Origin of the sequence: Mesorhizobium erdmanii (genome assembly GCF_013170725.1) — a bacterium.
Lineage (GTDB): Bacteria > Pseudomonadota > Alphaproteobacteria > Rhizobiales > Rhizobiaceae > Mesorhizobium > Mesorhizobium erdmanii.
This window is the reverse complement of sequence record NZ_CP033361.1, coordinates 2,972,312-2,996,484: the sequence shown is the minus strand read 5'-3', so window position 1 is coordinate 2,996,484 and position 24,173 is coordinate 2,972,312. Positions and strand designations below refer to the sequence as shown.

At 65.1% G+C, this 24,173-nt stretch carries 26 protein-coding genes; 18 read left to right on the top strand and 8 right to left on the bottom strand.

All coding sequences use genetic code 11. The features are described from left to right. The first annotated feature begins 211 nt into the window (after positions 1 to 211). Positions 212 to 1,282, top strand: a complete 1,071-nt coding sequence (locus EB233_RS14525; protein WP_064989295.1) for a phosphatase PAP2 family protein — start codon at positions 212 to 214, stop codon at positions 1,280 to 1,282. Positions 1,283 to 1,359: 77 nt separating this feature from the next. On the opposite strand, the gene EB233_RS14520 is transcribed toward EB233_RS14525, so the two are convergent. Further along, positions 1,360 to 1,896 (bottom strand): hypothetical protein, encoded by a 537-nt coding sequence (locus EB233_RS14520; protein ID WP_418001063.1) that lies wholly within the window; start codon positions 1,894 to 1,896, stop codon positions 1,360 to 1,362. 121 nt (positions 1,897 to 2,017) lie between these two features. Then, positions 2,018 to 2,344, bottom strand: coding sequence for a DUF1330 domain-containing protein (locus EB233_RS14515; protein ID WP_027052440.1), 327 nt, complete (start codon positions 2,342 to 2,344; stop codon positions 2,018 to 2,020). Between the two features lie 282 nt (positions 2,345 to 2,626). On the opposite strand from EB233_RS14515, the gene EB233_RS14510 reads away from it, so the two are divergent. Next, positions 2,627 to 3,319, top strand: a complete 693-nt coding sequence (locus EB233_RS14510) for a winged helix-turn-helix transcriptional regulator (RefSeq protein WP_064989296.1) — start codon at positions 2,627 to 2,629, stop codon at positions 3,317 to 3,319. A gap of 66 nt (positions 3,320 to 3,385) precedes the next feature. On the opposite strand, the gene EB233_RS14505 is transcribed toward EB233_RS14510, so the two are convergent. After that, on the bottom strand, positions 3,386 to 3,607 hold the full coding sequence (locus EB233_RS14505; protein WP_064989297.1) for a helix-turn-helix domain-containing protein: 222 nt from the start codon (positions 3,605 to 3,607) through the stop codon (positions 3,386 to 3,388). A gap of 86 nt (positions 3,608 to 3,693) precedes the next feature. Here EB233_RS14505 and ada point away from each other — a divergent pair, with 86 nt between their 5' ends. From ada to EB233_RS14485, 4 genes are all read left to right on the top strand, one after another. Next, complete coding sequence (ada, locus tag EB233_RS14500; RefSeq protein ID WP_064989392.1) at positions 3,694 to 4,821, top strand: bifunctional DNA-binding transcriptional regulator/O6-methylguanine-DNA methyltransferase Ada; 1,128 nt, start codon at positions 3,694 to 3,696, stop codon at positions 4,819 to 4,821. 21 nt (positions 4,822 to 4,842) lie between these two features. Continuing rightward, entirely contained in the window at positions 4,843 to 5,061 is a 219-nt protein-coding gene (locus EB233_RS14495) for a hypothetical protein (RefSeq protein WP_244277660.1), read from the top strand. 299 nt (positions 5,062 to 5,360) lie between these two features. Continuing rightward, positions 5,361 to 5,912, top strand: a complete 552-nt coding sequence (locus tag EB233_RS14490; RefSeq protein WP_064989299.1) for a methylated-DNA--[protein]-cysteine S-methyltransferase — start codon at positions 5,361 to 5,363, stop codon at positions 5,910 to 5,912. Then, a complete protein-coding gene (locus EB233_RS14485; protein ID WP_064989300.1) occupies positions 5,909 to 6,652 on the top strand; it encodes a 2OG-Fe(II) oxygenase in 744 nt (247 codons plus the stop codon). Before EB233_RS14490 ends, EB233_RS14485 begins: the two co-directional genes overlap by 4 nt. Here the strand turns inward: EB233_RS14485 and EB233_RS14480 are convergent. From EB233_RS14480 to EB233_RS14470, 3 genes are all read right to left on the bottom strand, one after another. Further along, the gene (locus EB233_RS14480) at positions 6,637 to 7,635 is read right to left on the bottom strand and encodes a sigma-70 family RNA polymerase sigma factor (protein ID WP_064989301.1); all 999 of its coding nucleotides are present in this window, start codon (positions 7,633 to 7,635) and stop codon (positions 6,637 to 6,639) included. The genes EB233_RS14485 and EB233_RS14480 overlap by 16 nt on opposite strands. 88 nt (positions 7,636 to 7,723) lie before the next feature. Next, complete coding sequence (locus tag EB233_RS14475; protein ID WP_064989302.1) at positions 7,724 to 8,665, bottom strand: alpha/beta hydrolase; 942 nt, start codon at positions 8,663 to 8,665, stop codon at positions 7,724 to 7,726. Between the two features lie 196 nt (positions 8,666 to 8,861). Beyond that, a complete protein-coding gene (locus EB233_RS14470; RefSeq protein ID WP_064989304.1) occupies positions 8,862 to 9,449 on the bottom strand; it encodes a dihydrofolate reductase family protein in 588 nt (195 codons plus the stop codon). Between the two features lie 107 nt (positions 9,450 to 9,556). On the opposite strand from EB233_RS14470, the gene EB233_RS14465 reads away from it, so the two are divergent. Both EB233_RS14465 and dinB read left to right on the top strand, forming a co-directional pair. Further along, the gene (locus tag EB233_RS14465) at positions 9,557 to 9,973 is read left to right on the top strand and encodes a winged helix-turn-helix transcriptional regulator (protein WP_064989305.1); all 417 of its coding nucleotides are present in this window, start codon (positions 9,557 to 9,559) and stop codon (positions 9,971 to 9,973) included. A 352-nt stretch (positions 9,974 to 10,325) separates the two neighbouring features. After that, positions 10,326 to 11,573 carry a DNA polymerase IV gene (gene dinB / locus EB233_RS14460; protein WP_064989306.1) on the top strand — a complete coding sequence of 416 codons (1,248 nt, stop codon included), beginning with the start codon at positions 10,326 to 10,328 and terminating at the stop codon, positions 11,571 to 11,573. Between the two features lie 256 nt (positions 11,574 to 11,829). On the opposite strand, the gene EB233_RS14455 is transcribed toward dinB, so the two are convergent. Continuing rightward, positions 11,830 to 12,360, bottom strand: a complete 531-nt coding sequence (locus EB233_RS14455) for a sterol desaturase family protein (RefSeq protein ID WP_064989307.1) — start codon at positions 12,358 to 12,360, stop codon at positions 11,830 to 11,832. A 187-nt stretch (positions 12,361 to 12,547) separates the two neighbouring features. On the opposite strand from EB233_RS14455, the gene EB233_RS14450 reads away from it, so the two are divergent. Continuing rightward, a complete protein-coding gene (locus EB233_RS14450) occupies positions 12,548 to 13,018 on the top strand; it encodes an NUDIX hydrolase (RefSeq protein ID WP_064989393.1) in 471 nt (156 codons plus the stop codon). Positions 13,019 to 13,069: 51 nt separating this feature from the next. Here EB233_RS14450 and EB233_RS14445 read toward each other — a convergent pair whose 3' ends face one another. Continuing rightward, complete coding sequence (locus EB233_RS14445) at positions 13,070 to 14,257, bottom strand: Gfo/Idh/MocA family protein (protein WP_064989394.1); 1,188 nt, start codon at positions 14,255 to 14,257, stop codon at positions 13,070 to 13,072. A gap of 118 nt (positions 14,258 to 14,375) precedes the next feature. Here EB233_RS14445 and EB233_RS14440 point away from each other — a divergent pair, with 118 nt between their 5' ends. The 9 genes from EB233_RS14440 (at position 14,376) to EB233_RS14400 (ending at position 24,166) form a co-directional block, all read left to right on the top strand. After that, the gene (locus EB233_RS14440) at positions 14,376 to 15,269 is read left to right on the top strand and encodes a MurR/RpiR family transcriptional regulator (protein WP_027052420.1); all 894 of its coding nucleotides are present in this window, start codon (positions 14,376 to 14,378) and stop codon (positions 15,267 to 15,269) included. 78 nt (positions 15,270 to 15,347) lie between these two features. Beyond that, a complete protein-coding gene (locus EB233_RS14435) occupies positions 15,348 to 16,130 on the top strand; it encodes an SDR family oxidoreductase (protein ID WP_064989308.1) in 783 nt (260 codons plus the stop codon). Further along, positions 16,127 to 17,659, top strand: coding sequence for a mannitol dehydrogenase family protein (locus EB233_RS14430; protein ID WP_064989309.1), 1,533 nt, complete (start codon positions 16,127 to 16,129; stop codon positions 17,657 to 17,659). Before EB233_RS14435 ends, EB233_RS14430 begins: the two co-directional genes overlap by 4 nt. 35 nt (positions 17,660 to 17,694) lie before the next feature. Then, a complete protein-coding gene (locus EB233_RS14425; protein ID WP_064989310.1) occupies positions 17,695 to 18,609 on the top strand; it encodes a sugar phosphate isomerase/epimerase family protein in 915 nt (304 codons plus the stop codon). An 88-nt stretch (positions 18,610 to 18,697) separates the two neighbouring features. Next, positions 18,698 to 19,732: an ABC transporter substrate-binding protein gene (locus EB233_RS14420; RefSeq protein WP_064989311.1), complete on the top strand. Its 1,035-nt coding sequence runs from the start codon at positions 18,698 to 18,700 to the stop codon at positions 19,730 to 19,732. A gap of 207 nt (positions 19,733 to 19,939) precedes the next feature. Next, the gene (locus EB233_RS14415; protein ID WP_064989312.1) at positions 19,940 to 21,481 is read left to right on the top strand and encodes a sugar ABC transporter ATP-binding protein; all 1,542 of its coding nucleotides are present in this window, start codon (positions 19,940 to 19,942) and stop codon (positions 21,479 to 21,481) included. Continuing rightward, the gene (locus tag EB233_RS14410) at positions 21,478 to 22,449 is read left to right on the top strand and encodes an ABC transporter permease (RefSeq protein WP_064989313.1); all 972 of its coding nucleotides are present in this window, start codon (positions 21,478 to 21,480) and stop codon (positions 22,447 to 22,449) included. The genes EB233_RS14415 and EB233_RS14410 overlap by 4 nt, the downstream gene beginning before the upstream one ends. A 220-nt stretch (positions 22,450 to 22,669) precedes the next feature. Next, positions 22,670 to 23,662, top strand: coding sequence for an ABC transporter permease (locus EB233_RS14405; protein ID WP_064989314.1), 993 nt, complete (start codon positions 22,670 to 22,672; stop codon positions 23,660 to 23,662). A gap of 177 nt (positions 23,663 to 23,839) precedes the next feature. Further along, complete coding sequence (locus EB233_RS14400) at positions 23,840 to 24,166, top strand: DUF1294 domain-containing protein (RefSeq protein WP_064989315.1); 327 nt, start codon at positions 23,840 to 23,842, stop codon at positions 24,164 to 24,166. Positions 24,167 to 24,173 lie beyond the last annotated feature (7 nt).

The window sequence follows — 24,173 nt, the reverse complement described above, 5'->3', positions numbered from 1 at the left end:
CTTTTCGGGATGTTCGCAAACGGCTCCGCTCTCATGAATACTCATGCATTTGACGCCGACATCTTCGTCAACAAATCCTTGATGGAAAAAGAAGAATTATAGATGTATAATATTTGCAGTTATGGTCATTTCCAGAGCGGAACTCAATATTAATACTTAACGAGCGAAAATGCCCTTGATAAGGCATTGGGCTTTTTGGCGGGTTTTTTCAATGCGTGCGCACACCGGTCAGCGCGACGGCGAACGCCGTTCGCTTGCCATTTTTGACCTGGACATCGCCGCGACGAGGAGCGGCTGGCTGCTGACCGCCCTGTGCCTGGCCTATGCCCTGGCCGCGCTTTACCTGCAGCCAAGCCGCTATCTGCACCTGGCCCAATCCTACGCCCAGCCATTCGCCTTCTTCCTGCCCGCGCTTCTTGCCGCCGGCCTCGGCCTAATGGCATTGACATTCGCCAGACATAGCCCGACGCGATTCATGCTCGACATGCTCAGGCAGCGCTGGTTGGGCGCCGCACCGGTGATCCTCCTGTTCTTTCTCGGCATCACCGCCTTCACCACCTTCAAGATCACCATACCGGAGGTCGTCCCATACTATGCCGACCGCATGCTGGCGGAGCTTGATCTTAGGCTGCATGGCACCGATCCCTGGACATGGGCGCACAGCATCGTGCCAGAACCCATCTCGGCCGTCATCTTCATCGGCTACGGATATGGCTGGCACGTGCAATGGTTCGGCACTTTGCTTTTCGTCGCCTTCTGGAACAACCCGGCGGGGCGTTTGCGTTATCTGTGGGCGATCACATTGACCACGATCCTCTGCGGTAGCGTTCTGGCGATGGCGCTGTCCTCCACGGGGCCGCTATTTTATGACCAGTTCTACGGCGGCGACCGGTTTGCCGCATTGCAGACCGCGCTCACGCGGAACGGCTATGCCGCGCCGGTCCATACCTATGCCAGCTATCTGCTGACGGTCTACGCAAGCGGCCGCCCGGAACTCGGTGGCGGCATCTCGGCCATGCCAAGCATGCATGTCGCCTTCGTCACGCTCAACGCGTTCTTCCTGAGCGGTTTCGGCCGCCGCTGGGCCGTCGCCGGCTGGTCCTTCGCGGCACTTATCCTGTTCGGCTCGGTCTACACCGGCTGGCACTATGCGGTGGATGGCTACCTGTCGATCCTGGTCGTATCCGTGCTCTGGTACCTGACCGGGCGTTTCGTCCTGCCGCAAGCGAGCCGGGACACCGCCGGGATCGGACTGCCGTTGCCCGAGCCGGCAACGCGATGATCGCGTCTGGCTGAGGCCCGGCAAACCACCCCACTGCCTTTCGGCCAGGCGGCATTGGCGCCACCTGGCCTTGGCCGCTACTGGCTCGGCGCCATCGCATGCTCGCAAGACACTTTCGGGTTCATGTCGGCGAAAGTGCCGGCCGGGTTGCCCTTCCAGGCCCAGACGTGGAGTTCGTAGAATTCGCCCAGGCCATAGCGATTGGGCGCGCTGTTGAAGTTGAACAGCTGTCCGTCGAGCGATGCCGGTCCCTTCGAGGTGATGTATTCGACCGCCACGAGTTGCAGCTTGCCGTCGGCCATCGGCTCGTACATCACCGCTTCGGGGCGGGCGATGTCGATCTTGTCATCCTTGAGATACTGGCTGTTGACGTAGTGGATGCCCATGGCACCGCCGGTGATGCCGCTGGCGCAGGGAATCGGCGCATAGCCCTCGGCTACCGCCGCCTTGGCGTCCAGGAACCGGCTGTTTGCGGCCCGCACCTTATCGGCCAGCGGACTGGAGCCGGACGCGGCTTCAGCCGCTTGTTGATGCGCCTGTGCGAAGGGGGCGCAGACGGCCAGCACGGCCGCCGCCATGAGCAGCCTGTTGCGAAAGATTGATGTCATCGTCATTCCATTCTTCTTGAAAAGGCACAGCTGGCCGGCCGCCGAAAATACGGAGGCGCGGCAGGCAAGCGCTGTGACCGTTGTTGCTTGGAGATCCCGAAATCGATGTGACGACTGCCGGGAAGGATCATCCCTTCGGCAGATACGAGATCGTTCCGGCCAGATCGGTGTCGTCGATCAGCTGGAAGCGGCTGTCGCTGCCATCCTGACGCGCCGAAACGAAAGGCGCATAGGCCGGATCGTTGGTGAAGGCGCGCGCCGCCGCTTCCGACGGGAACGCCATCAGGGCGATCAGCGTGGTATCGAGCGGCTTGCCCTCGAGCGTCTTCACATTGCCGCTGCGCGACAGATATTTGCCGCCATGCTTGTGAACGATGTCGTGCACCGAGGCGGCGTATTCCGGCACCCATTTCGGGTCCTTCATCTTGATGTCGGCAATTAGGTAAGCAGTCATGGTCGTCTCCTGGTTGCGGCGCACAGGGGTATCCCGTGCAACCGGCCAAAGGGCTCGCATGGCAGGACCCTCGCCAACCAGTCCGCGATCTGTACCAGTGCATGTCGCCCAGAAATGTGCAGCGGTTCTGGGACAGCGACATGCATCAAAACAAAGACTTAAAAGCGCGTCGCCTGAATCCGTTCCAGAGCGACGCGCTTTAGGGTGGTACAGTTTCCGTACTGGCCGCTTCATTCATGAAGGCCTAATGTTCGGCTCGACTTCGAGCGAGGAACACCAGACATGGCCCAGCATGGATACAAGCAGTTCTGCCCGCTATCGATGGCCGCCGAGGTTCTGTGCACCCGCTGGACGATGGTGCTGATGCGCGAACTGGTGGCGGGCTCGACCCGGTTCAACGACTTGCGCCGCGGTGTGCCCAAAATGTCGCCGACCCTTCTGTCGCAACGGCTGAAGGAGCTCGAGCTGGCGGGAATCGTCGAGCGCAAGGAGGTCCAGGGCGAGAAGGGGATTTTCGAATATCGGCTGACGGAAGCCGGCCGGGATTTACGCCCGGTGGTCGAGGCGATGGGTTTCTGGGGGCAGAAATGGGTCGAGTCCCGGCTGTCGCTCAAAAATCTCGATCCGTCGTTGCTGATGTGGGACATGCGGCGCAATCTGAACCCCTCGCCGCTGCCAGAGGGACGCACCGTGATCCAATTTCTGTATCAGGACCTGCCGGCATCCAAACGGTCTTGGTGGCTGATCGTCGAGAAGCACGGCGAGGTCGATCTGTGCTGGTACGATCCGGGCTTCGATGTCGACCTGTACGTCTCGACCGACCTGCACACGATGACGGCGATCTGGATGGGAGTGCTTACGGTCGAAAAGGCTGGTGCGAAAGTTGCCCTGACCGGCGACCAGGCCATCGGCAAGAAGATGCAGACCTGGCTCGGCCTCAGCCCGTTCGCGGTGGAACCCAAGCGCGCGGCGTAGGAGAGCCGGTTCATGCCGCCCCGGAACGCACATCGCTTTGGGGCGATATGCCACAAAAACAAGGGCTTATAGCGTGTCTCTGAACCCGGCTGAATGCGCCCCGTCCACAGGATCGGATGCTTCAATCAGGTAGTGCTTGTTCTCATAAGCCTCGACAAGGGTCGCGAGAACATCGAAGCGGTCACCATCTAGAGAGCCGACCTCCGGCTCATTCTCGAAGTATCTGGTGATCTCGGCGATTGCCCAATCGTAATCGGCTTCGGTCTTAAGGGGTCGAATGTTTTCCATCACACCTTCTCCGGATCAATCTTGTCATATTCCTTGTTGGCAGGAAACGGGTGGCGGGGCCGGCTTTCGGCGGCTTCAATGCGGCCATGTTCATCACCCTGGCCAGAGATCTGAAATCCACGCCGTTGCCCGTCGCCGACGACCCGCGCTGGGCGCGCATCGTCGCGCGCGACAAATCGGCGGACGGGCAACTCTGGTATTCGGTGGCGACGACCGGCGTCTATTGCAGACCCTCCTGCCCGTCGCGGCGGGCCAACCCCGCCAATGTCCAGTTGCACGACACGCTGGCCCAGGCGAAGGCCACCGGCTTTCGCGCCTGCCGGCGCTGCAACCCGGATGGTCCCTCGCTGGACGCCGGCAATGCGGCGATGGTGGCTGACGCCTGCCGCAGGATCGAGCAGAGCGAGGAAGAGCCCTCGCTCGCCGGGCTGGCGCACGCCGCCGGCCGCAGCGCCGGCTATTTCCACCGCGTCTTCAAGGCGATCACCGGGCTGACGCCGAAGGATTATGCCGCCGCGCACCGCGCCGCCCGGGTCCGCCAAGGCCTCGAAGACGGCGCCAGCGTGACGGCGGCGATCTACGATGCCGGCTTCAATTCGAGCGGGCGCTTCTACGAGAAGTCCACCGGCATGCTCGGCATGACGCCGACGCGCTACCGCGCCGGCGGCGCCAACGAGGACATACGCTTCGCCGTCGGCCAGTCCTCGCTTGGCGCCATCCTGGTCGCGTCGAGCAGAAAGGGCGTCGCCTCGATCCTGCTCGGCGACGATCCGGACGCGCTTGTGCGCGACCTGCAGGACCGTTTCCCCAAGGCACGGCTGATCGGCGGCGACCGCGACTACGAGGCGCTGGTCGCCCGCGTCGTCGGCTTCGTCGAGGCCCCGCGGCTCGGTCTCGACCTGCCGCTCGACGTGCGCGGTACCGCATTCCAGCAGCGCGTCTGGCAGGCCTTGCGGGATATACCGGTTGGCGGCACGGTTTCCTATGCCGAGATCGCCCAGCGCATTGGCGCGCCCAAGGCAACGCGCGCCATCGCCGCCGCCTGCGCCGCCAACAGCCATGCCGTGGCCATTCCCTGCCATCGCGTGATCCGCAAGGATGGCGCGCTCTCCGGCTATGCCTGGGGCGCCGAGCGCAAGCGCGCGCTGCTCGACCGCGAGGCGGGCGGGCCGGCGAAGGCCGCCGACAGGACCGACCTGTCCGCGCGGGCCTGACGAGGACCCGCGATGCGAGCGATGGCCAGGTCTTCCGCCGCCGGTGCCAACATCGAGATCGCCAACGGTGTCGCCGTCGACCGGGCGGACGCCAGATCGCTGGTGTTGGCCGCCATCGGCGAACTGGTCGACGCCGGCAACGCCGAATGGAGCCGCACCGGGACGGGTGAGATCGAGCTGCGGCTGTTGTCAGGCGAAGTGTTCGTGCTGGGCGAGATGTCCATCACGCGTGTCGCATAGGTACACTCAACGCTCTACGGCGCCCCCCTCTGTCCTGCCGGACATCTCCCCCACTTGGGGGGAGATTGGCTGTCATCACAGCTTTCGCCAATCTTCGACGTTGCAGGAAAGAACGGGGCGCCAAAGCTGCCAATCTTCCCCCTCGTGGGAGATGTCCGGCAGGACAGAGGGGGCGCCACAGAACTCGGCGATGAAGTGGATGCTCCCGACTTGCGAGTTTGAATTTGAAAGCAAGCATCGGAGTGAGCGCCAACCGGCACATGGCTAGGGTTCAGGCACAGACAAAGGAGTGAAGGCAAATGAACCTCATGCAAGCTCAAATGACCGTATCGACGGCGCACAACGCTCTCGACACCATCGTCTATGCCATCGGCGAATCCGCCATCGGCACCATCCTGGCGGCGCGTAGCGAAATCGGCGTCTGCGCCATCCTGATCGGCTCCGACGCCGAAGCCTTGGAGCAAGACCTCGCCGGCCGTTTTCCCGACAACATGCTGGTCGAAGACGAGGCCTCCTTGCGCGATGATCTCGCCGCGATCGCGCGCTTCGTCGAGACGCCCGGCATCGGTCTCGACCTGCCGCTCGACATGCGCAACGGCACGCCGTTCCAGAAGCGTGTGTGGGACGTGCTGCGCACCATCCCTTGCGGCGCCACCCTCACCTACACCGCGCTTGCCCGGCGTCTCGGCCAGCCGAATGGCGCCCGAGCCGTGGCGACGGCCTGCGCCGCCAACGCGATCGCGCTCGGCATTCCCTGCCACCGCGTTGTCCGCGCCGACGGTACGCCGTCGGGCTATCGCTGGGGTATCGAACGCAAGCGCGTCTTGCTCGACCGGGAGGCACTGATATGAACGCCCACGCCAGGGTTGCCGCATCGGCGGTGGAGGCCGCCGAGATACGCATCGCCGCCTACGACTGGCCGGCATTGGCCGCCGAGCTCGACGGCTTCGGCTGCGCGGTGATGGAAAAGCTGCTGTCGCCGCAGGAGTGCCGGCAGATCGCCGGCCTCTACCCCCAGGAAAGCCATTTTCGCAGTCACATCCACATGGCCAGGCATGGTTTCGGCAAGGGCGAATACCGCTATTTCCGCTATCCCTTGCCCGATCTCATCGGCGGTCTGCGCAGCGCGCTCTATCCCAACCTGGCCGGGCTCGCCAACCGCTGGAACGAGCGCATGGGCATCGCCCTGCGCTACCCCGCGACGCATGCCGAATTCCTCGAACAATGCCATGCCGCCGGCCAGGTCAGGCCAACGCCGCTTCTGCTGCAATATGTGCCCGGCGACTTCAACTGCCTGCACCAGGACCTCTATGGCGACCTCGCCTTCCCGCTGCAGGTCGCCGTCCTGCTGTCCGAGCCGGGCGAGGATTTCACCGGCGGCGAATTCGCGCTGACCGAGCAGCGGCCGCGCATGCAGAGCCGGGTCGAAGTCGTGCCGCTGCGCCAGGGCGATGCGGTGGCCTTCGCCGTCCACAACCGGCCGGTCCAGGGAACGAAAGGCAACTATCGCGTCAATCTGCGCCACGGCGTCAGCCGCCTGCGCTCGGGCATGCGTCACACCGTCGGCATCATTTTTCACGATGCCAAGTGAGCGTTTTCCGGTCTCCCGTTGTTGAGGAAGAGGGGGAAAGCGTGGCGCCCCCATCTTTCGTCGGCGAAGACCATCTCCAGGATCCAAGGACAGGCATAATAGTCGGCGATGCGGTCGATGACCCCGCCGGTCGCTTGAATGCGCACCAGATAGGCCGGCTGCCAGTCCTCGCCGCGCAGCCTGTCGACGACCAGCACGGCCTCCCCTTCGACCACGTCAGGCCGCATGCGCCAGGGCTCGCCGCGCTCATATTCGACGAAATAGGGCGAGCGGGAGAGCAGGCCATTGTAGCAGTCCGAAACCCTGAGCCGCGCATCGGCGCTGGTCAGCGCCCGCACACCGTCCCAGTCCCTGGCATTGAAGAGTTCGACATAGCGGCCGAGCAGCCGCTCGAGTCCCAGGTCATGCACGGGCACTGCGACCGGTTGCGCCGGCAGAGCGGCGAGCTTGGCGCGGCCGCGATTGAGCGCCGACTTGACGCCGCCCGATGTCGAGCCGACCAGCTCGGCGATCTCGTCCAGCGAATGGTCGAAGACATCCTTCAGCAGCACGCAGGCACGCTCCTTCGGCGGCAGGTGCACCACCAGCCGCTCGATGGCGCGGCCAGCACCCGGGCCAGCGGGCTCCACCGGCAGCACGATGTCGTCGCCGGCATAGCCGGCCTCGGCTTTCAGCCGTGTGCGGCGGTTGCGGATGAAGTCGATGCACCTGTTATGGGCGATGCGGAACAGCCACGGCCGCAACGCCTGCGCATCGTCGAGCAGCCCGATCTTGCGATAGGCCTCGAACAGCGCCTCCTGCATGATGTCCTCGCCGTCGAGAGCCGAGCCGGTCATGCGCGCGCAATAGCGGTGGAGGCGGATGCGCATGTGCGAGACCGTCTCCAGGAATGCCCGGTAGCGGATGTCGAACAGGCCTTCCGGGTCGAGGCGCTGCTCGATGCCTTGCCTCGGATCGGGGGATTTGCGGATCTGCTGGTTCATCGCGGCACGTCGCTCAGCCTCGCCGCAGCATTGCGCAAGCGCGACGTGGCCACAAGCGCGAAACTCGACCCGATTAGCCGCTCCATGCTCACGCCGCCTTGTTGTCCGCAACATGGTCGCCGGCGTCCGGCAAGCCAAGCTTCGGCCGCACCCAGGCGGCGAAGCGGCGAACCGCGTCGTCGGCTTCCGGCGCCCTGCCGGCCATCATCTGGAACGAGTGCAGCATGCCGTCGAAGACGTCGAGGCGCGTCTCGACGCCGGCTTGGCCAGCGCGCTCGGCGAACATGCGGCTTTCGTCGACCAGCGTCTCGTCGGCGCCGGCCTGCAGGAAAACAGGCGGAAAGCCGGAAAGATCGGCATAGAGCGCGCTGACCTCCGGATCGAGCCGGTCGCGCTCGCCGATGAAGTTGGTCACCAGCCAGTCGACGGACTCCCTGGCGAAGGCCGGGTCCTTCTCGCGGTTGGTCTCGTAGCTGGCGCCGGTCAGCGCCATGTCGAACCAGCCGGAGATGATCAGCGTGGCGGCCGGCAGCGGCCGCTTTTGCGCGCGCAGCCGCTGCAGCACGCCATAGGTCAGCACCGCGCCGCAGGAATCGCCGGCAATCGCGATGTGCTTGGTGTCGAAACCCTGGTCGATCAGCCAGTTCCAGGCCGCCATCGCCGCCTCGAGCTGGGCCGGATGCTTGGCCTGGTGCGCCAGCGGATAGTCGTAGGACAGGGCCCGGCAGCCGACGGCCTTGGCCAGATGGCCGACCAGCTTGCGGTGCGTATAGATCGAGCCGCCGAGAAAGCCGCCGCCATGGGCGTAGAACAGCACGCGCCGCTCGTCGGCGTCCTTCGGCACGATCCACAGCGCCGGCACGCCGCCCGCATCCACCTCGATATAATCGACGCCGCCGGGTTCGCCGGTCAGCGCCGTCCAGCTGGTGTCGTTGAAATCGTTCATCGCCCGCGGGCTGGTGAACTTGCCGGCATTGGCGACGATCGCCGCGTAATGGTTCCTGTTCGCTTCGCTCTCGATGCTCGCCATGATGGTCTCCGGAGTTGTGGATCGCGGTCCTCGCGACCTTTCGAGAAGCAGAGACGAACGGGCTGATGAAAAGGATACGTCGCGCCGCCCGCTTTTTTCGCCGCCACATTGGCGACCGCACCTTGAAGACGAACAGACGAGGGCAAAGGATTCTGTCCCAACGGTTTTTTGACAGCGACCTTTGGCCGTACCCCGATCACCCGGCCGGGGCGTAACGGTTGACCACCATGCCGCAGGCATAGGCCTTCGAGCCGAGCACCCGCAACGCGGCAAAGCCGCCCTGGTCGAAGGTGCGGCGCCCGGCGCCAAGCACGGCCGGATTGATGAACAGTTGGAACTCGTCGACCAGCCCGGCGGCGATCAGCGCGGAGGCGAAGCCGGCGCCGCCGAAGATGGCGATGTCGCCGCCCTCTCCCGTCTTCAGCGCGTTGACCTCGCGCGGCAGGTCGCCGCTCACCACGGTCGTCCGCTCCCACCGCGAGGCTGCGAGCCTGTCACTCGCCACCACTTTGCTTGCCTCGACGATGCGCTGGGCGAAGGCATAGAACGGATCGCGCGGAAACCTCTTCGCCGCACGGCCCCAATGGCCGAGATAGCCCTCCTCCGCCATCTTGCGGCTGAGCAGGATGGTGTCGATGCCGGAAAAGACGGCGTTGAAATCGCGCTTCAGTTCCTCGTCCCAGCCGATGTCGTCGCCCCATTCCCACAGCTGCCACGGCAGATCGGCGCTGGCGCCGACAAAACCGTCCACCGATATCTGCATCTGCAGGATGAGCTTTTTCATCGTCGTCTCCCTGTCCAGGCTCGGAAGAATTGAGTTACTTTCGGAACCATTGACGCCAGAAAGAAATGGTGTCAATAGTAAAGTGATTTAAAAATGGAACCATAGCAATGTCGACCCGCGAAAAATCCGGCTGCCCGATCAACCTGTCGCTGGAACTGCTCGGCGACCGCTGGACGCTGCTCATCATCCGCGACCTGGCCTTCGCCGGGAAAAGGCATTTTCGCGAATTCCTGCAGTCCGACGAAGGCATCTCCTCGCGCACCCTTGCCGAGCGGCTGCAGACGCTGCAGGACGAAGGCATCCTCACCCGCAGCGACGACCCGAGCCATGGGCTGAAGGCGATCTACCGGCTGACCGAGGCAGGCATCGACCTGTTGCCGGTGCTGGCGACGCTTGGCGCCTGGGGCAGCAAGCACCGCCAGGCGGACGATCATCTCGCCCGCATCGCCGAAGGACTGGCCGCCGGCGGCGAGCCGGCGCTGGACCGGATCAAGGCGGCACTGCGGGCCGAGCATGTTGGATAGGCGGTGGCTTTGAGGTTCGGCCGATGCGGTACCGCCTCGTCCTGCAACGTTGGCGCCGCCCCTCATTGCCCTGCCGGGCATTTCTCCCCGTAAACGGGGCGAAAGAAGCTGGCCGCAACGCCGACGCCATCTTCGCAGCGTTGGTGATTGGCGAAATCATCGATGAGGGCGGCCCTCGCCCCGTTTACGGGGAGAGGATGCCGGCAGGCAGGTGAGGGGCAGCGCTGGCGGTGGATATGGAGCGACGCACTCAAACCGCGATTGTCTCACACGACCGTCCCCCGCTTGACATTGATCCCCATTTGTTCTCTATCTGTTCGTATCTATCAGCAACTGCGGATGAGCGGTCGGGATGGAAACGACAGCCACCATCCTGCATGCCGATCTCGATGCCTTCTATGCCTCGGTCGAGCAGTTGCTCGACCCGTCGCTGCGCGGCAAGCCGATCGCGGTCGGCGGCGGCGTGGTGCTGGCCGCGTCCTACGAAGCCCGCGCCTTCGGCGTGCGCGGCGGCATGCCCGGGCGCAAGGCGCGCGAGCTTTGCCCGCGGTTGATCTTCGTCGGCGGCAATTTCAGCCACTATCAGCGGCTGGGCGACGCCGCGATCAAGGTGCTCGACGATTTCACCCCGGTGGTGGAGCGCATTTCCATCGACGAGGCCTTTGCCGATGTCGCCGGCTGCACGCATCTCTTCGGCTCGCCTCGGGACATTGCCACCACGATCCGCCGTCGCGTGCGGGCCGAACTCGGCCTGCCGATTTCGATCGGCGTCGCCCGCACCAAGCACCTGGCCAAGATCGCCTCGCAGGTCGCCAAGCCGGACGGGCTGGTGGTGGTCGAGCCCGGCACCGAACTGGCCTTCCTGCACGATTTGCCGGTCGGGCTGATGTGGGGCGTCGGCCCGGCGACCAAAGCGCGGCTGGCCGAGATCGGCGTCGAGACCATCGGCCAGCTGGCCAGGACGCATAGCGGCGCGCTGACCCGGCTGCTCGGGCCTGCCGCCAGCGAAAAGCTCGCTGCCCTGTCGTGGAACCGCGACCCGAGGAAACTGGAAACCAGGCGCCGCGCGCATTCGGCCGGCGCCCAGTCGGCGCTTGGCCGCAAGCCTGCCGTGGCTGATGTCATCGTACCCACCTTGCTCCATCTGGCCGACCGTGTCGCCAGCCGGCTGCGCGCCAAGGCGCGGCCCGGCCGCACGGTGACGGTGCGGGTACGCTTTGCCGATCTCAGCGCCGTCACGCGCTCGATCACGCTCGACCAGCCGATCTCGGCGACCACCATGCTGGCCGAGGTCGCCGGCGACCTGGTGCGCGGCGTGCTCGCCGACCATCCCCGGGAGAAAACCATCTCGCTGCTGGCGATTTCAGTCTCGCACCTCTGGGAAAGCACGGAACTGCAGCTCGACCTGCCACTCGGTCTCGCCGACGAAGAGCGTCGACCCGGCAGCCAGAAAGGCCTCGCCCGCTTCGGCGCCGACCGCGCCATCGACAAGATCCGCGAGCGCTTCGGCAAGCAGGCCGTCGGCTACGGCACCGTGGCGCTGGAGGCGGCCCGCTCGGTGCCCGACGAATTCAGGGAATTGGCGGAGAAGGAATTGTGAGCGCGCGGGCTTCGACGCCCTCGCCCTTCCGGATCAACGCCCGGAAGCAGCAGGCGCCGCGGTCACGGCGGACAGCAGTTCGCGCTTCACCAGCACCGGCTTCCGATAGGTCTTCTTCACGGCAAATCCCCCACGCCAAAGCGGCTGTACATCCCAACCATGCATCATACCTGCACTCTCTGCAAATGAGATCCGAGCGCCCATGGCAGCGAGGGACGTCCCTCCACCGGCAAAGCGTATGCGGCGCCCGAAGGGTTCAAAGCCGCGCCGTGCCGAAAACCCGGTCCCAGAACATCGACGTCACGCCGAAATTGGCATTGTCGTCGACATGGTGATGCACCGCGTGGCGGCGCTTGAGCGTGTAGAGATAGCTGGGATGGCCGGGATGCCAGTGATGGATCATGTGGTGGACGCTGATGTACCAGAGATAGCCCAGCATCAGCCCGCAGCCGACCGCGCTCGCCGTGGCGAAATCCGTGATCAGCCAGACGGACAGCGCGATCGCGGCATGCACGCCGAGACTGAGCCAGGTCGGCGTGCCCACCGGGCTGCGCTCCTCGACATGGTGGCGGTCATGCAGATCCCTGACCCAGGGCACGTGATGCAGGACGAAGCGGTGCAGGACGTATTCGATCAAAGTCCACAGGCCGAGACAGACCAGCGCCATGCCGATCCAGTCCGGCGCGCCCTCTTCTCCAGCCTCGATAAGCCCGGCCACCCCCAACAGGGCGATCACCAGCGGATAGACCACGAAGTCGCTGTAGTAACCGATCAGACCCAGTTGCATGCCGGACGCCTCACCTGATTTTCGACGCCGCCCCAGAAACGATGCTATCAGATTGCCGAACTCTCGGGTGAGGTGCAATGCAGATGAATCTGACATAGCGTCGCAATTTCCCGATACAAGATCGGCACCCATGATCCACACGGAATCGGCCGACTTCGCACCAGCGCCGCAAACGGACATGCAAAAGATGGCAAAACGCAGTGCGGGCCTGCTGATTTATCGTCGAAGCAACGGGACTATCCGGGTGCTTCTGGTTCATCCCGGCGGCCCGTTCTGGGCGAAGAAGGACGATGGCGCCTGGTCGATCCCGAAAGGCCTCGTCGAGGAGAATGAGGACGAACTGGCGGCCGCACGACGCGAGACCGGGGAAGAGCTCGGCATCACCGTCGAAGGTCCCTTCGCGCGCCTCGGCGACTACAAGCAGCCGGGCGGCAAGATCGTCATCGCCTGGTCCGTCGAAGCGAGAGCTGGGATCGATGTCGCCACCATCAAGAGCAACAGCTTCACCATGGAATGGCCGCCGCGCTCCCGGTCGATGAAAGAATTTCCGGAGGTCGACAGAGCCGGCTGGTTCACCTTGCCCGAGGCCGAGGTCAAGATTCTTGTCGGGCAACGGCCGATGCTGGCCGACTTGGCTAAGCAATTGGCGGCTGGATGATTGCCGGCGGCTAAAGCTGCCGATCTCCCCGCTCGTGGGGGAGATCACCTATCATCCCACAAACCGCGCCGCCGTCCACGCCCCGCCCGCCGCGTTCGACTCGACGGCAGCGGCAACGAATTTCACGCCGCGCGCGCCGTCGACCACGTCCGGCACTTGCGCCGCGCGTGCCGCATCCACCACTCCACCCGAGCGATGCGCACGGATGATGTCGGCGGCGTCGCGGTAGAAATTGGCGAAGGCTTCGATATAGCCCTCGGGATGCGCCGCCGGCATGCGTGACACGCGCTGGCTCTCGGCGGTCGAGCCATGGCCGCCGCGCACCAGCGTGCGGGTTTCCTCGCCATAGATGGAAAATCGCAGTTCTTCCGGCCGGCCGCCCGACCATTCGAGGCCGGCTTTGTCGCCATAGATGCGCACGGAAAGATCATTGTAGTGGCCGGGCGAGGTCTGGCTGGCCAGGATCGTGCCGCGCGCGCCGCCGGTCCAGCGCACCATCACATGCGCATTGTCGTCGAGCCGGCGTCCCGGTACGGCGGTGAACAGATCCGCCGCGACCGCCTCGGCCTCGCAGCCCGAAATATAGCTTGCCAGGTTGAAGGCATGCACGCCGATATCGGCCAGCACCGCCGACTGCCCTGCCCGCGATGGATCGGTGCGCCATTCCGCCTGCTTCTGGCCGTCGGCGTCGATTGGCCTGGTCAGCCAGTCCTGGATATAGGCGCCATGCACCGAAACGATGCGGCCAAGCTCGCCAGCCATCACCATCTCGCGCGCTTGGCGGACCATGGCGTAGCCGGTGTTGTTGAGGGTGACGACGAAGCGGCGCTTTTTCGCCCGTGCCAGCGCCACCAGCGCCTCGGCGTCGCTGAGCGTCGTCGACAGCGGCTTGTCGCAGATGACGTCGATGCCGGCCTCGAGGAAGGCGGTGGCGATCGGCGCGTGCAGATGATTGGGCGTGACGATGACGACCGCCTCGATGCCATCAGGCCGCCCGCCTTCGGCCGTTGCCATGGCGTGGTAATCGGCATAGCTGCGCTCCGGCGCGATGCCGATCTCGGCGGCCGAGGCGGCGGCGTTCTCCGGGTCGGACGACAGCGCGCCGGCAACCAGCACGATCTGGTCGTCGAGGCGCATGGCCAGCCGATGCACCGCGCCGATGAAGGCGTTGCGGCCGCCGCCGACCATGCCGACCCTCAGCCGCTTGCCCGCCGACCCATCCGATGTTGCGTAGACCATGTTTTCTCCTCCGGGCAGATCGTTGGCGACGCGCCACGCCTCAAGCTCGGCTACCACTTTCGAACAGGATTTCCAATTTTCTTATTGTAATACAATCGTGCCACGCTAGCCTGAAATCATGAGCGGGGCGAAAAAGTCATCCGGACGATCCAGTGCCGACGAGGCGGCGACGCGCAAGCGCGGGCGCTCTCTTGCCGCGTTGGGCTATATCCAGCCGCAGACCTATGAGGAACTGCGCGCGGTGCTGTCCTCCGGTACGGTGCATTTCCCCAAGCGCCTGCGCCAGGTGGCGATCTTCCTGTGGCAGCATCCAAGCGACGTCGCGCTCGGCACCATCGCGCAGGTGGCGGCGCAGGCGGGCGTACAGCCTTCGACCCTGGTGCGCTTCGCCCAGATCTTCGGCTATTCCGGCTTTTCCGATTTCCAGGGCCTGTTCAAGGAGCACGTCAAGGGTTCGTGGCCGGAAGGACGCGGCGAGCCGCGAGCCGACGCCGAACCCAACGCCGCCACGCACTTCCTGCACGGCATGGTCGGCGCTTCGCAGGCCTCGCTTGGCCGCATCGAGGCCGGCTTCGACGTCGAAAGCTTCGAGAAGATGGTGGCCACGCTGGCCGCCGCCGACCTGATCTACGTCATCGGCTCCAAGCGCGCCTTCCCGGTCACCGCCTATCTGTCGCTGACCTTGTCGCAGCAAGGCGTGCGCAACGTGCTGGTCGACAATGTCGGCTCGTCGGCGCTCGACCAGGTCGGCTGCATCGGCGGCAGCGACGCCGTTCTGGCGGTCTCCTTCAGCCCCTACAATTCGATCACGCCCGACCTCGTCGCGGTGGCGCATGAGCGCAAGGCCCGCATCGTCACCATCACCGACAGCACTTTCAGCCCGCTCATCCGATTGTCGGACAGCTGGCTGGAGGTGGTGGAATCAGACTTCGCCGGCTTCCGCTCGCTGGCGGCGTCTCTGGCTGTCGGCATGGCGCTGGTCCAAGGCGTCGCGGCAAAGCGCGGCACATGAGGTGTTGCTGGCACAATTGACTATCGGGAATTATCGTTCCATATTTTAAAAAATAGAAACTTTGTTCCGGGAGGAGGAATGGAGCTTCATCTCAACGGCAAGGTCGTGCTGGTCACCGGCGCGACGCAAGGCATCGGCCGCGCCATTGCCGAGACGCTGGCGCGTTCCGGTGTCGAGGGATTGGTGATTACCGGTCGCGACAAGGCGCGCGGCGACGCCGTGGCGGCGGAGCTGTCGGCGCTGGGCACGCCAACGCTCTTCGTCGCCGCCGACCTCGCTGATGAAGCCACGCCTGCCCTGTTGGCTCAGGCCTGCATCGAGCGCTTCGGCCGCATCGATGGCTTGGTCAACGCCGCCGGCCTGACCGACCGCGCCTCCTTCATCGACGCCAGCCCCGAAGACTGGGCGTCGCTGTTCGCGGTCAATGCGCGCGCGCCATTCTTCCTGATGCAGGCGGCGATTGCCGACATGCGGAAGCGCAAGGCGCCCGGAGCCATCGTCAACATCCTGTCGATCAACGCGCATTGCGGCTCGCCCGAGCTTGCCGTCTATTCCGCCACCAAGGGCGCGCTGTCGACGCTGACCAAGAACGCCGCCAACGCCCACCGCTTCGACCGCATCCGCATCAACGGCATCAATGTCGGCTGGACCGACACGCCGGCCGAGCGCCTGATGCAAGCTGAGACGCTCGGCCACGGCCCGGGCTGGCTCGACGCCGCCAACGCCGCCCAGCCTTTCGGCAGGCTGCTGGCGCCACACGACATCGCCAACCTTGCCGTCTTCCTGCTGTCCGACGCCGCCGGGCCGATGACCGGCGCCGTCATCGACCAGGAACAGTCTGTGATCGGTGCGAACCGGTGAATGCCGCCGAGACCCTTAGCCGTGATCTGCTGGAGAGGCTTCCCGCCTCTGTCCAGACACCATCCTACGACCGGGCGACCCTTGCGCCCGGCATGGCGCATCTCGGCGTCGGCGCCTTCCATCGCTGCCACCAGGCCGAATACACCGATGATCTCTTATCGCTGCGGTTCGATCGTTGGGGCATCGTCGGCATCAACATCCGCCCGCCGACTCTGGCCGATACGCTCGGCCGGCAGAGCGGGCTCTATACGAGGCTGATCCGCGAGAACAGCCACATCGAAGCGCGCGTCATCGGCAGCATCGTCAAGGTGGTCGACAGCCAGGACAGTGCCGCGCCGGCGCTCGCGGTACTGTCCCCGCCGGACATCGAGCTGGTAACGATGACGGTCACGGAAAAAGGCTATTGCCACATCCCGTCGAGCGGCGCGCTCGACCTTAGCCATCCCGACATCGTCCATGACCTTGCCAATCCCGAAAGGCCGCGCAGCGTGCCCGGCATCCTGACGCGAGCGCTGGAGTTGCGCCGCGCCACGCATGGCCGGCCGTTGACGCTGCTCTCCTGCGACAACATCCCGACCAACGGCGTCATCCTCGAAAATGTCGTGCGGACGTTCGCCGAACGGCGCGGCCATGGCCTGGCCGAATGGATCGCGGCCAATGCCGCCTTCCCCTCCGCCATGGTCGACCGCATCGCACCGGCGGTGACGCAGGCGGACCTCGAAAGCGTCGAGCAATGGTTCGGCTACCGCGACGCCGCCGTTGCCGTCGGCGAGCCGTTCCGGCAATGGGTGATAGAGCAGAAATTCGCCGGCCGCATGCCGCGCTGGGATCTCGCCGGCGCGACCTTCGTCGACGATGTGACGCCGTTCGAATATCTCAAGATGCGGGTGCTGAATGGCGCCCAGACGACGCTCGCAACGCTCGGCGTGCTGGCCGGGCTTGAACACACGTTCGATGCCATAGCCGACCCGCTGCTGTCGGTCTTCGTCAGGCGCATGCTGGTCGAGGAAACGTTGCCGACGCTGATGCCGGTGCCCGGCATGGAGCCATCAGCCTATGTCGAGCAAAGCCTCGCACGGCTGAAGAACACGGCGATCCGTCACCGCAACCACCAGATCGCCACCGATGGCTCACAGAAGATCGTCCAGCGCCTGCTCAACCCGATCCGCGACCGGCTGAGCCAGGGCGCCAGCATCGGCCTGCTGTCGGTGCCGGTCGCCGCCTGGATGGCCTACCTCATCCAGGCGTCGACAAGGTTCGGCAAGCGCTGGTCGGTCTCCGATCCCTATGCCGGAAAGGTCGCAGGGATCGCCGACGCGACCGGCCGCGATGCGCCGGCGCTGGCCTCCGCCATCCTTGCCATCGACACGATTTTCGACCCCGGCCTCGCCGCGAACCAGACGTTTCGCGCGGCTGTCATTTCGGCGCTCGGCGAACTGCTTTCGGACGATCCGATGGCGGCCGTGCAGCACAGTCTCGAACAAGATGAGATCGCAAGGTTGAAGCGATCCAAACAATCGGCATTATAGGTATCGGCCGTGAAGACACGGCCAGGGGAGGCACTATGAAACTTGGACTGCTCACCGCGCCGTTTGCGCAGACGCCGCTTGCCGAAGTTGCCGGCTGGGCGAGTTCTGTCGGCTTCGAGGCGCTGGAAATTGCCTGCTGGCCGAAAACGTCGGGCGCGACCCGCCGCTATGCCGGCACCAGCCATATCGATGCGGATGGCACCTCGCCCGCGCAGGCCAAGCAAATCGTCGCCGCGCTGGCGGAAAAGAACATTTCCGTCTCCGGCCTCGGCTACTATCCCAACCCGCTGCATCCCGATGCCGCGCATCGCGAGGCGGTCATCGGCCACCTGAAGAAGGTGATCTTGCTGGCCGCCAATATGGGTGTGCCGGTGGTCAACACCTTCTGCGGCGGCGATGCCTCGAAGACGGTCGACGTCAACTGGCAGGACGCGCTGAAAGTCTGGCCCGAGATCGTCGCTTTTGCACGCGGCCATGGCGTCAAGCTCGCCTTCGAGAACTGCCCGATGATCTTCAGCTATGACGAATGGCCGGGCGGACACAACATCGCCTATTCGCCGCTTGTCTGGCGCCGCATCCTGGAAACCTGGGGCGCCGATGTCGGCATGAATTTCGACCCCTCGCACCTGGTCTGGCAGATGATCGACCAGGCCCGCTTCATCAGGGAGTTCGGCCCCTACATGCTGCACGTCCACGCCAAGGACCTGATGATTGATCATGATGGTTTGTACGAGCGCGGAATTCTGTCAGCCGGGATAGGCTGGCAGGTGCCGCGCATGCCGGGGCTGGGCGATGTCGACTGGAGCGGCTTCTTCTCCGGCCTCTACCGCGCCGGCTATGACGGATCCGTCATCATCGAACACGAGGACAGGCGATTTGAAGGCAGCGACGATCAGGTGAAGCGTGGTTTCCTGCTTGCCCGCGACGTGCTGCGTCCCCTGGTCAAGTGAATTCGGGCCCGCCGCTGACTCAGTCTGTCAGCGGCAGGCTCTAACGGGTTGGAACTGAAACTGAAAAACAATGTGGAGGAGTACTGAAATGAAGAAAATCCTGACCATGGTCCCGCTGCTCGCGGGCGCTGCCTTGCTGGCCTCGGTCGGCGTCTCTGCCGCCGCCGGCAAATACACGATCGGCATTTCCAACACCGTGCAGGGCAATGGCTGGCGCGAGGAAATGGTCTGCGCCATGAAGGCTCAGGCGCTCGCCTCCGGCGAGGTGGCAAAGCTCAACATCGCCCACCGCAACACCGATGCCGCCGGCCAGTTGGAAGACATCCGCAACCTGATCAGCGCCAAGGTCAACGCCATCGTCGTCAACCCGGCAGATCCGGCCGGCATCAAGGCGGGCCTGGAAGAAGCCACCAAGGCCGGCATCGTCGTCGTCGCCGTCGACCAGGCGGTCACCGAACCGTCGGCCTACATCATCTCCAACAACCAGGAGGAATATGCCTATCTCGGCGCCAAATGGCTGTTCCAGCAGATGGGTGGCAAGGGCGAGGTGTTCTACATGCGCGGCGCCGCCGGCGCTTCGGCCGATAGTGATCGCGACAAGGGGTTCAAGAAGGCGCTGGCCGAATTCCCCAACGTGAAGGTGGCGCAGGAAGTCTTCACCGGCTGGCAGCAGGACCAGGCCAAGCAGCAGATGCTGTCGTTCCTGGCAACCGGCACGCCGTTCAACGGCGTCTGGACCTCGGGCATCGACAACGTCATCGTCGACGCGCTGGTTGAATCGCAGGCGCCGCTGGTGCCGGTGGTCGGCGCCGACAATGCCGGCTTCGTCGGCCAGCTGAGCTCGGTCAAGGGCCTGGTCGGCGCCGCCGTCACCAACCCTGGCTCGATCGGCGGCGCTGGCGTTACGCTCGCACTGCAGATCCTCGACGGCAAGAAGCCGGCCCAGCAAACCGTGCTGGTGCAGCCGCAACTGTGGGAAAACGCCACCGAGGAAGGCAAGGCCAAGCTCAAGGCCGCCGCCGACCCGTCGCTCAGCCCCGAATGGCCGGTGTCGATCTCGATCCCGGACTGGACGACCTACACGAAGGACCAGATCGTCGCCTGCAAGGGCCCGGGCGAGTAAGCTTGGTTTCGCTGTCCATCCGTCGGCGCTGCCCCTCACTGTCCTGCCGGACATCTCTCCCCGTGAACGGGGAGAGAGAAGCTGGCCGCAACGCCGGCGACTAGCCCCCTCTCCCCGTCTCTATACGGGGAGAGGATGCCGACAGGCAGGTGAGGGGCGGCGCCGACGTTCCTAATTATCGATCGCACAAACCGAGACCCGAACCATTTGACCACCAGCCCCCTCCTCGACGCCACCGGCGTCGCCAAGAATTACGGCGCTGTCGCTGCCTTGCGCAACGCGTCGCTCTCAGTCCTGCCGGGCGAGGTGCATGCGCTGATGGGCGCCAATGGCGCCGGCAAGTCGACGCTGGTGAAAATCCTGACCGGTGCTATCCAGGCCAATGCCGGGCGCTTCCTGATCCGGGGCGAGGCACGCGACATACGCTCGCCCGCCGCCGCGCGCCGCGCCGGGCTGCTGCCGGTCTACCAGGAACCGTCGCTGATCCCCGACCTCGACGTTCTGTCCAATCTCAGGCTGACCGGCACGCCGGTGGAGCCGTTCCGCGCCTGGGTACGTGAACTCGGCATAGCCGACCTCGATTTGCGCGACACCGCGCGCGACATTCCGCTGGCCGTGCTGCGCGTGCTCGATCTGGCCCGCGCGCTGGCCGTCGAGCCCGACGTGCTGCTGCTCGACGAGATGACGGCGGCACTGCCGGCCAACCTGGCCGAAAAGGTTCTCGAAGTGGTGCGCCGCCAGGGCGATGCCGGCCGCGCCGTGATCTTCATCTCCCACCGTTTCGTCGAAATCTCGGCGCTCTGCGACCGCGCCACCGTGCTGCGCGACGGCGAGACCGTCGGCGTCGTCGACATCGTGCCGGGCGTCGAGGAAAAGATAGTCGAGCTGATGCTCGGCACCCGCATCGTCAAGACCCATGTCGCCGCCCGCGGTGCCGCCGAAAAGGCTGCGCCCGCCCCTGCCCGGCCACGCATCGCCGTGAAAAACCTGCGCGTCGGCACCAAGCTCAACGACGTCTCCTTCGATCTAAGGGATGGCGAGGTGGCCGGCGTCGTCGCGCTGGAGGGCCAGGGCCAGGACGAATTGTTCGCCGCCCTTGCCGGCTCGATCCGGCCCTCCGGCGGCACGATCGAGGTCGATGGCCAGCAAGCGAAATTCGCCCACCCGATCGACGCCATCCGGGCAGGGATCGCCTATGTGCCGGGCGACCGTTCCGAGGCGCTCGCCATGCAGCGCTCGGTGCGCGAGAACATTGCCCTCCCCTTCAGCGCCGCGCTGCGCAATTGGGGGCCGATCAACATGCGCAAGGAGCGCGATACGGTGCTTGGCGCCATCAAGCGCCTGCAGATCGACACCCGCGCGCAAGGCGAGGTGCAGCGCCTGTCCGGCGGCAACCAGCAGAAGGTGACGATTGCCCGCTGGATTGCCGCGGACGCCCGCACCATTCTGTGCTTCGACCCGACGCGCGGCATCGATGTCGGCACCAAGCAGGAGATCTACAAGCTGTTGCGCGAGCTTGCCGGCCACGGCAAGTCGGTGCTGTTCTACACCTCGGAGCTGGAAGAGGTGCAGCGCGTCTGCGACCGCGTCATCGTCATCTTCGGCGGCCGCCTGGTCGATATCTTCCCGGTCGAGGAGGCGGACGAGCCGGCGCTGATGCGCGCCGCTTACGGCCTGCCGCGCGGCGCCAAGGCCGATGTCGGCATACTGGCCGCTCCCAATGCTTCCGAGCCGGGAGCCACGCCATGAGCCATTTCCTGCGTCGCCACGGCTGGGTTGTCGGCCTGTTCGCCCTCCTCATCGTGCTGTTCATCGCCACCAGGATCATCCAGCCCGGCTATGACAGCGGCGACTTCGGCTCCTTGGCGCGGGCGGTGCTGCCCTACGCCTTTGCGGTGGCCGCGCAGACGGTCGTCGTCATTGCCGGCGGCATCGACCTGTCGGTCGCCGCCATGATGGCGCTGACCAGCGTCACCGCCGCCTCGATGATGGCAGGCGCCTCCGAAGAATATGCACTGTTCGTCGTGCCCTTCGTGCTTGCCATGGGCTTTGTCCTCGGCGCGCTCAACGGCCTGTTGATCGTCGTCACCCGCGTGCCCGACATCGTCGTCACGCTCGCCATGCTGTTCGTGCTGCAAGGCGCGGCGCTTCTGGTGCTCGACGCACCGGGCGGCGGTGCGGCCGAATGGCTGAAGGCGCTGATATCAGGCACCGTGCCCATACCCGGCCTGCCCGACGCCATCGACGCCTGGCTGCCCAAGGTGCTGCTGGTGCTGATCGTCTGCGTCTGCGTCATCTGGATACCGCTCAGGCGCTCGCGCCTCGGCCTCTCCATCTACGCCATCGGCTCGAGCGAGCTGGCGGCGTTCCGCTCAGGAGTGCCGGTCAAGCGCACCCGCATCATCGCCTATGCACTGTCGGGCCTGTTCGCTGCCTTCGGCGGCCTGGCGCTGACCATGAGCACCGGCATCGGCGCCCCTATTCCTGGCCCCTATCTCCTGGCCAGCGTCGCCGCCGTGGTGCTGGGCGGCGTCGCGCTCGGCGGCGGCAAGGGCGGCTTGCTTGGGCCCATCGTCGCCGTCTTCGTGCTGCGCCTGGTGCGCACCGATCTCACGCTGCTCGCCATCGACCCTAACGTCACCGCCATCATCGAAGGCCTGATCATGGTCGCCGTGGTGATGTTCGGCGCGTTCATCACGATGCGGGGGCGGCAATGAGCGAAAGTAGCACCCTACGGCGCCCCCCTCCGTCCTGCCGGACATCTCCCCCACTAGGGGGGAGATTGGCTGTCATCGCGGCCTTCGCCAACCTCCAAAGACGCAAGAAGAGTGCCGGCGCCGAAGCTGCTGATCTCCCCCCTAGTGGGGGAGATGGCCGGCAGGCCAGAGGGGGGCGCCGTAGAGCGCCATCCTCGCACAACACCCAGCGAGCCACCCCATGAGCACATCAGCGATCACCCCTGTCCCTTTCGGCCGTCGTGTAAAACGCTTCATGGCCGACCGGCCGCTCGTTCCGCTGATCATCCTGCTGGTCATCTTGGTGGTGATCCTGCAGATCCTGCGCCCCGGCATCGTCAACGAGCGCTGGATCGCCAACACCATCAAATTCGCCATTCCGCTGGCGATCCTCGCCGGCTGCCAGACCATGACCATGCTCACCGGCGGCATAGACCTGTCGGTCGGCACGGTGGCGACGATGAGCGCCTTCATCATGGCGACGCAGATCGTCAACCAGGACCCGGCCATCGCCTTCCTGCTGGCGATGATGCCGGCGGTGCTGATCGGCCTCGTCAACGGCATCGGCGTCGGCGTCTTCCGCGTCCACCCGCTGATCATGACGCTGGGCACCAGCCTGATCGGCACCGGCTGCCTGCAGGTCTACCAGCGCACGGTGATCGCATCGGGCGCCAAGATCCCCGACTTCCTCGCCTGGCTCGGCACCGGCGTCACCCCCATAGTCGGCTTTGCCTTCCCCAACGCCCTGCTTTTGTTCGTGCCGCTGGCGGCGCTCATCGTCTTCACGCTCGCCCGCACCGGCTTCGGCCGCCTGCTCTACGCCGTCGGCGACAATGAGCGCGCGACGCGCCTGTCGGGCGTCCAGTACTGGCAGGTCATCACGGCGCTCTACGTCACATCGAGCGTTCTCGCCGGCATCACCGGCCTGCTCTATATCGGCCTGATCAAGGCCCCGTCGCTGTCGCTCGCCGAACCGCTGGTGCTGCCCTCGGTCGCCGCCGCCGTGATCGGCGGCACCTCCATCTTCGGCGGCCGCGGCGGCTACACCGGCACCATCATCGGCGCGCTGATCCTGACCGTGCTGACGACGCTCTTGACCATCCTGCAGATGCCGGAGGGAGCACGGCGGATATTGTTCGGGCTGATCGTGCTGTTCGTGACAGCGGCGTATCTGCGGATTGTCGAGGAGCGGTGAGAGTTCAGAAAACCGGCTGGATCCGCTGTCACTGGCGGTCGTCGGTTAGAGCAATTCCAGGAAAAGTGTGTAACGGTTTTCCGTCCGGAATTGCGTAAAAACAAAGCGTTAGAGCGGTTCGGCGATTCCATCAAACGCTGAACCGCTCTAGACTACCCCGAAGACGGAGGGGCGCGCATGTCGGGGCAGTTCACAATCGGCGTCATCGGCTACGTCTTGGCGGTAAACTTGCTGGCGTACGCCGCCATGGCATCCGACAAGTCCAGGGCCAGGAACAGTCTGCAACGCATTCCCGAGTCGACGCTTCTGACCCTTGCCATGATCGGCGGCAGCATCGGAACTGTGATCGCGCAGCAAACGATCCGCCACAAGACGCGCAAGGAGCCGTTCCGCTCCACGCTCGTTGGCATCGTCCTGCTCCAACTCCTCGCCCTGATCGCGCTCATAGTCGGATTGCTCACGACGGGATCGCCCGAAGCGCTCTGGCAATTTCTTGCATCATGACGGCGGC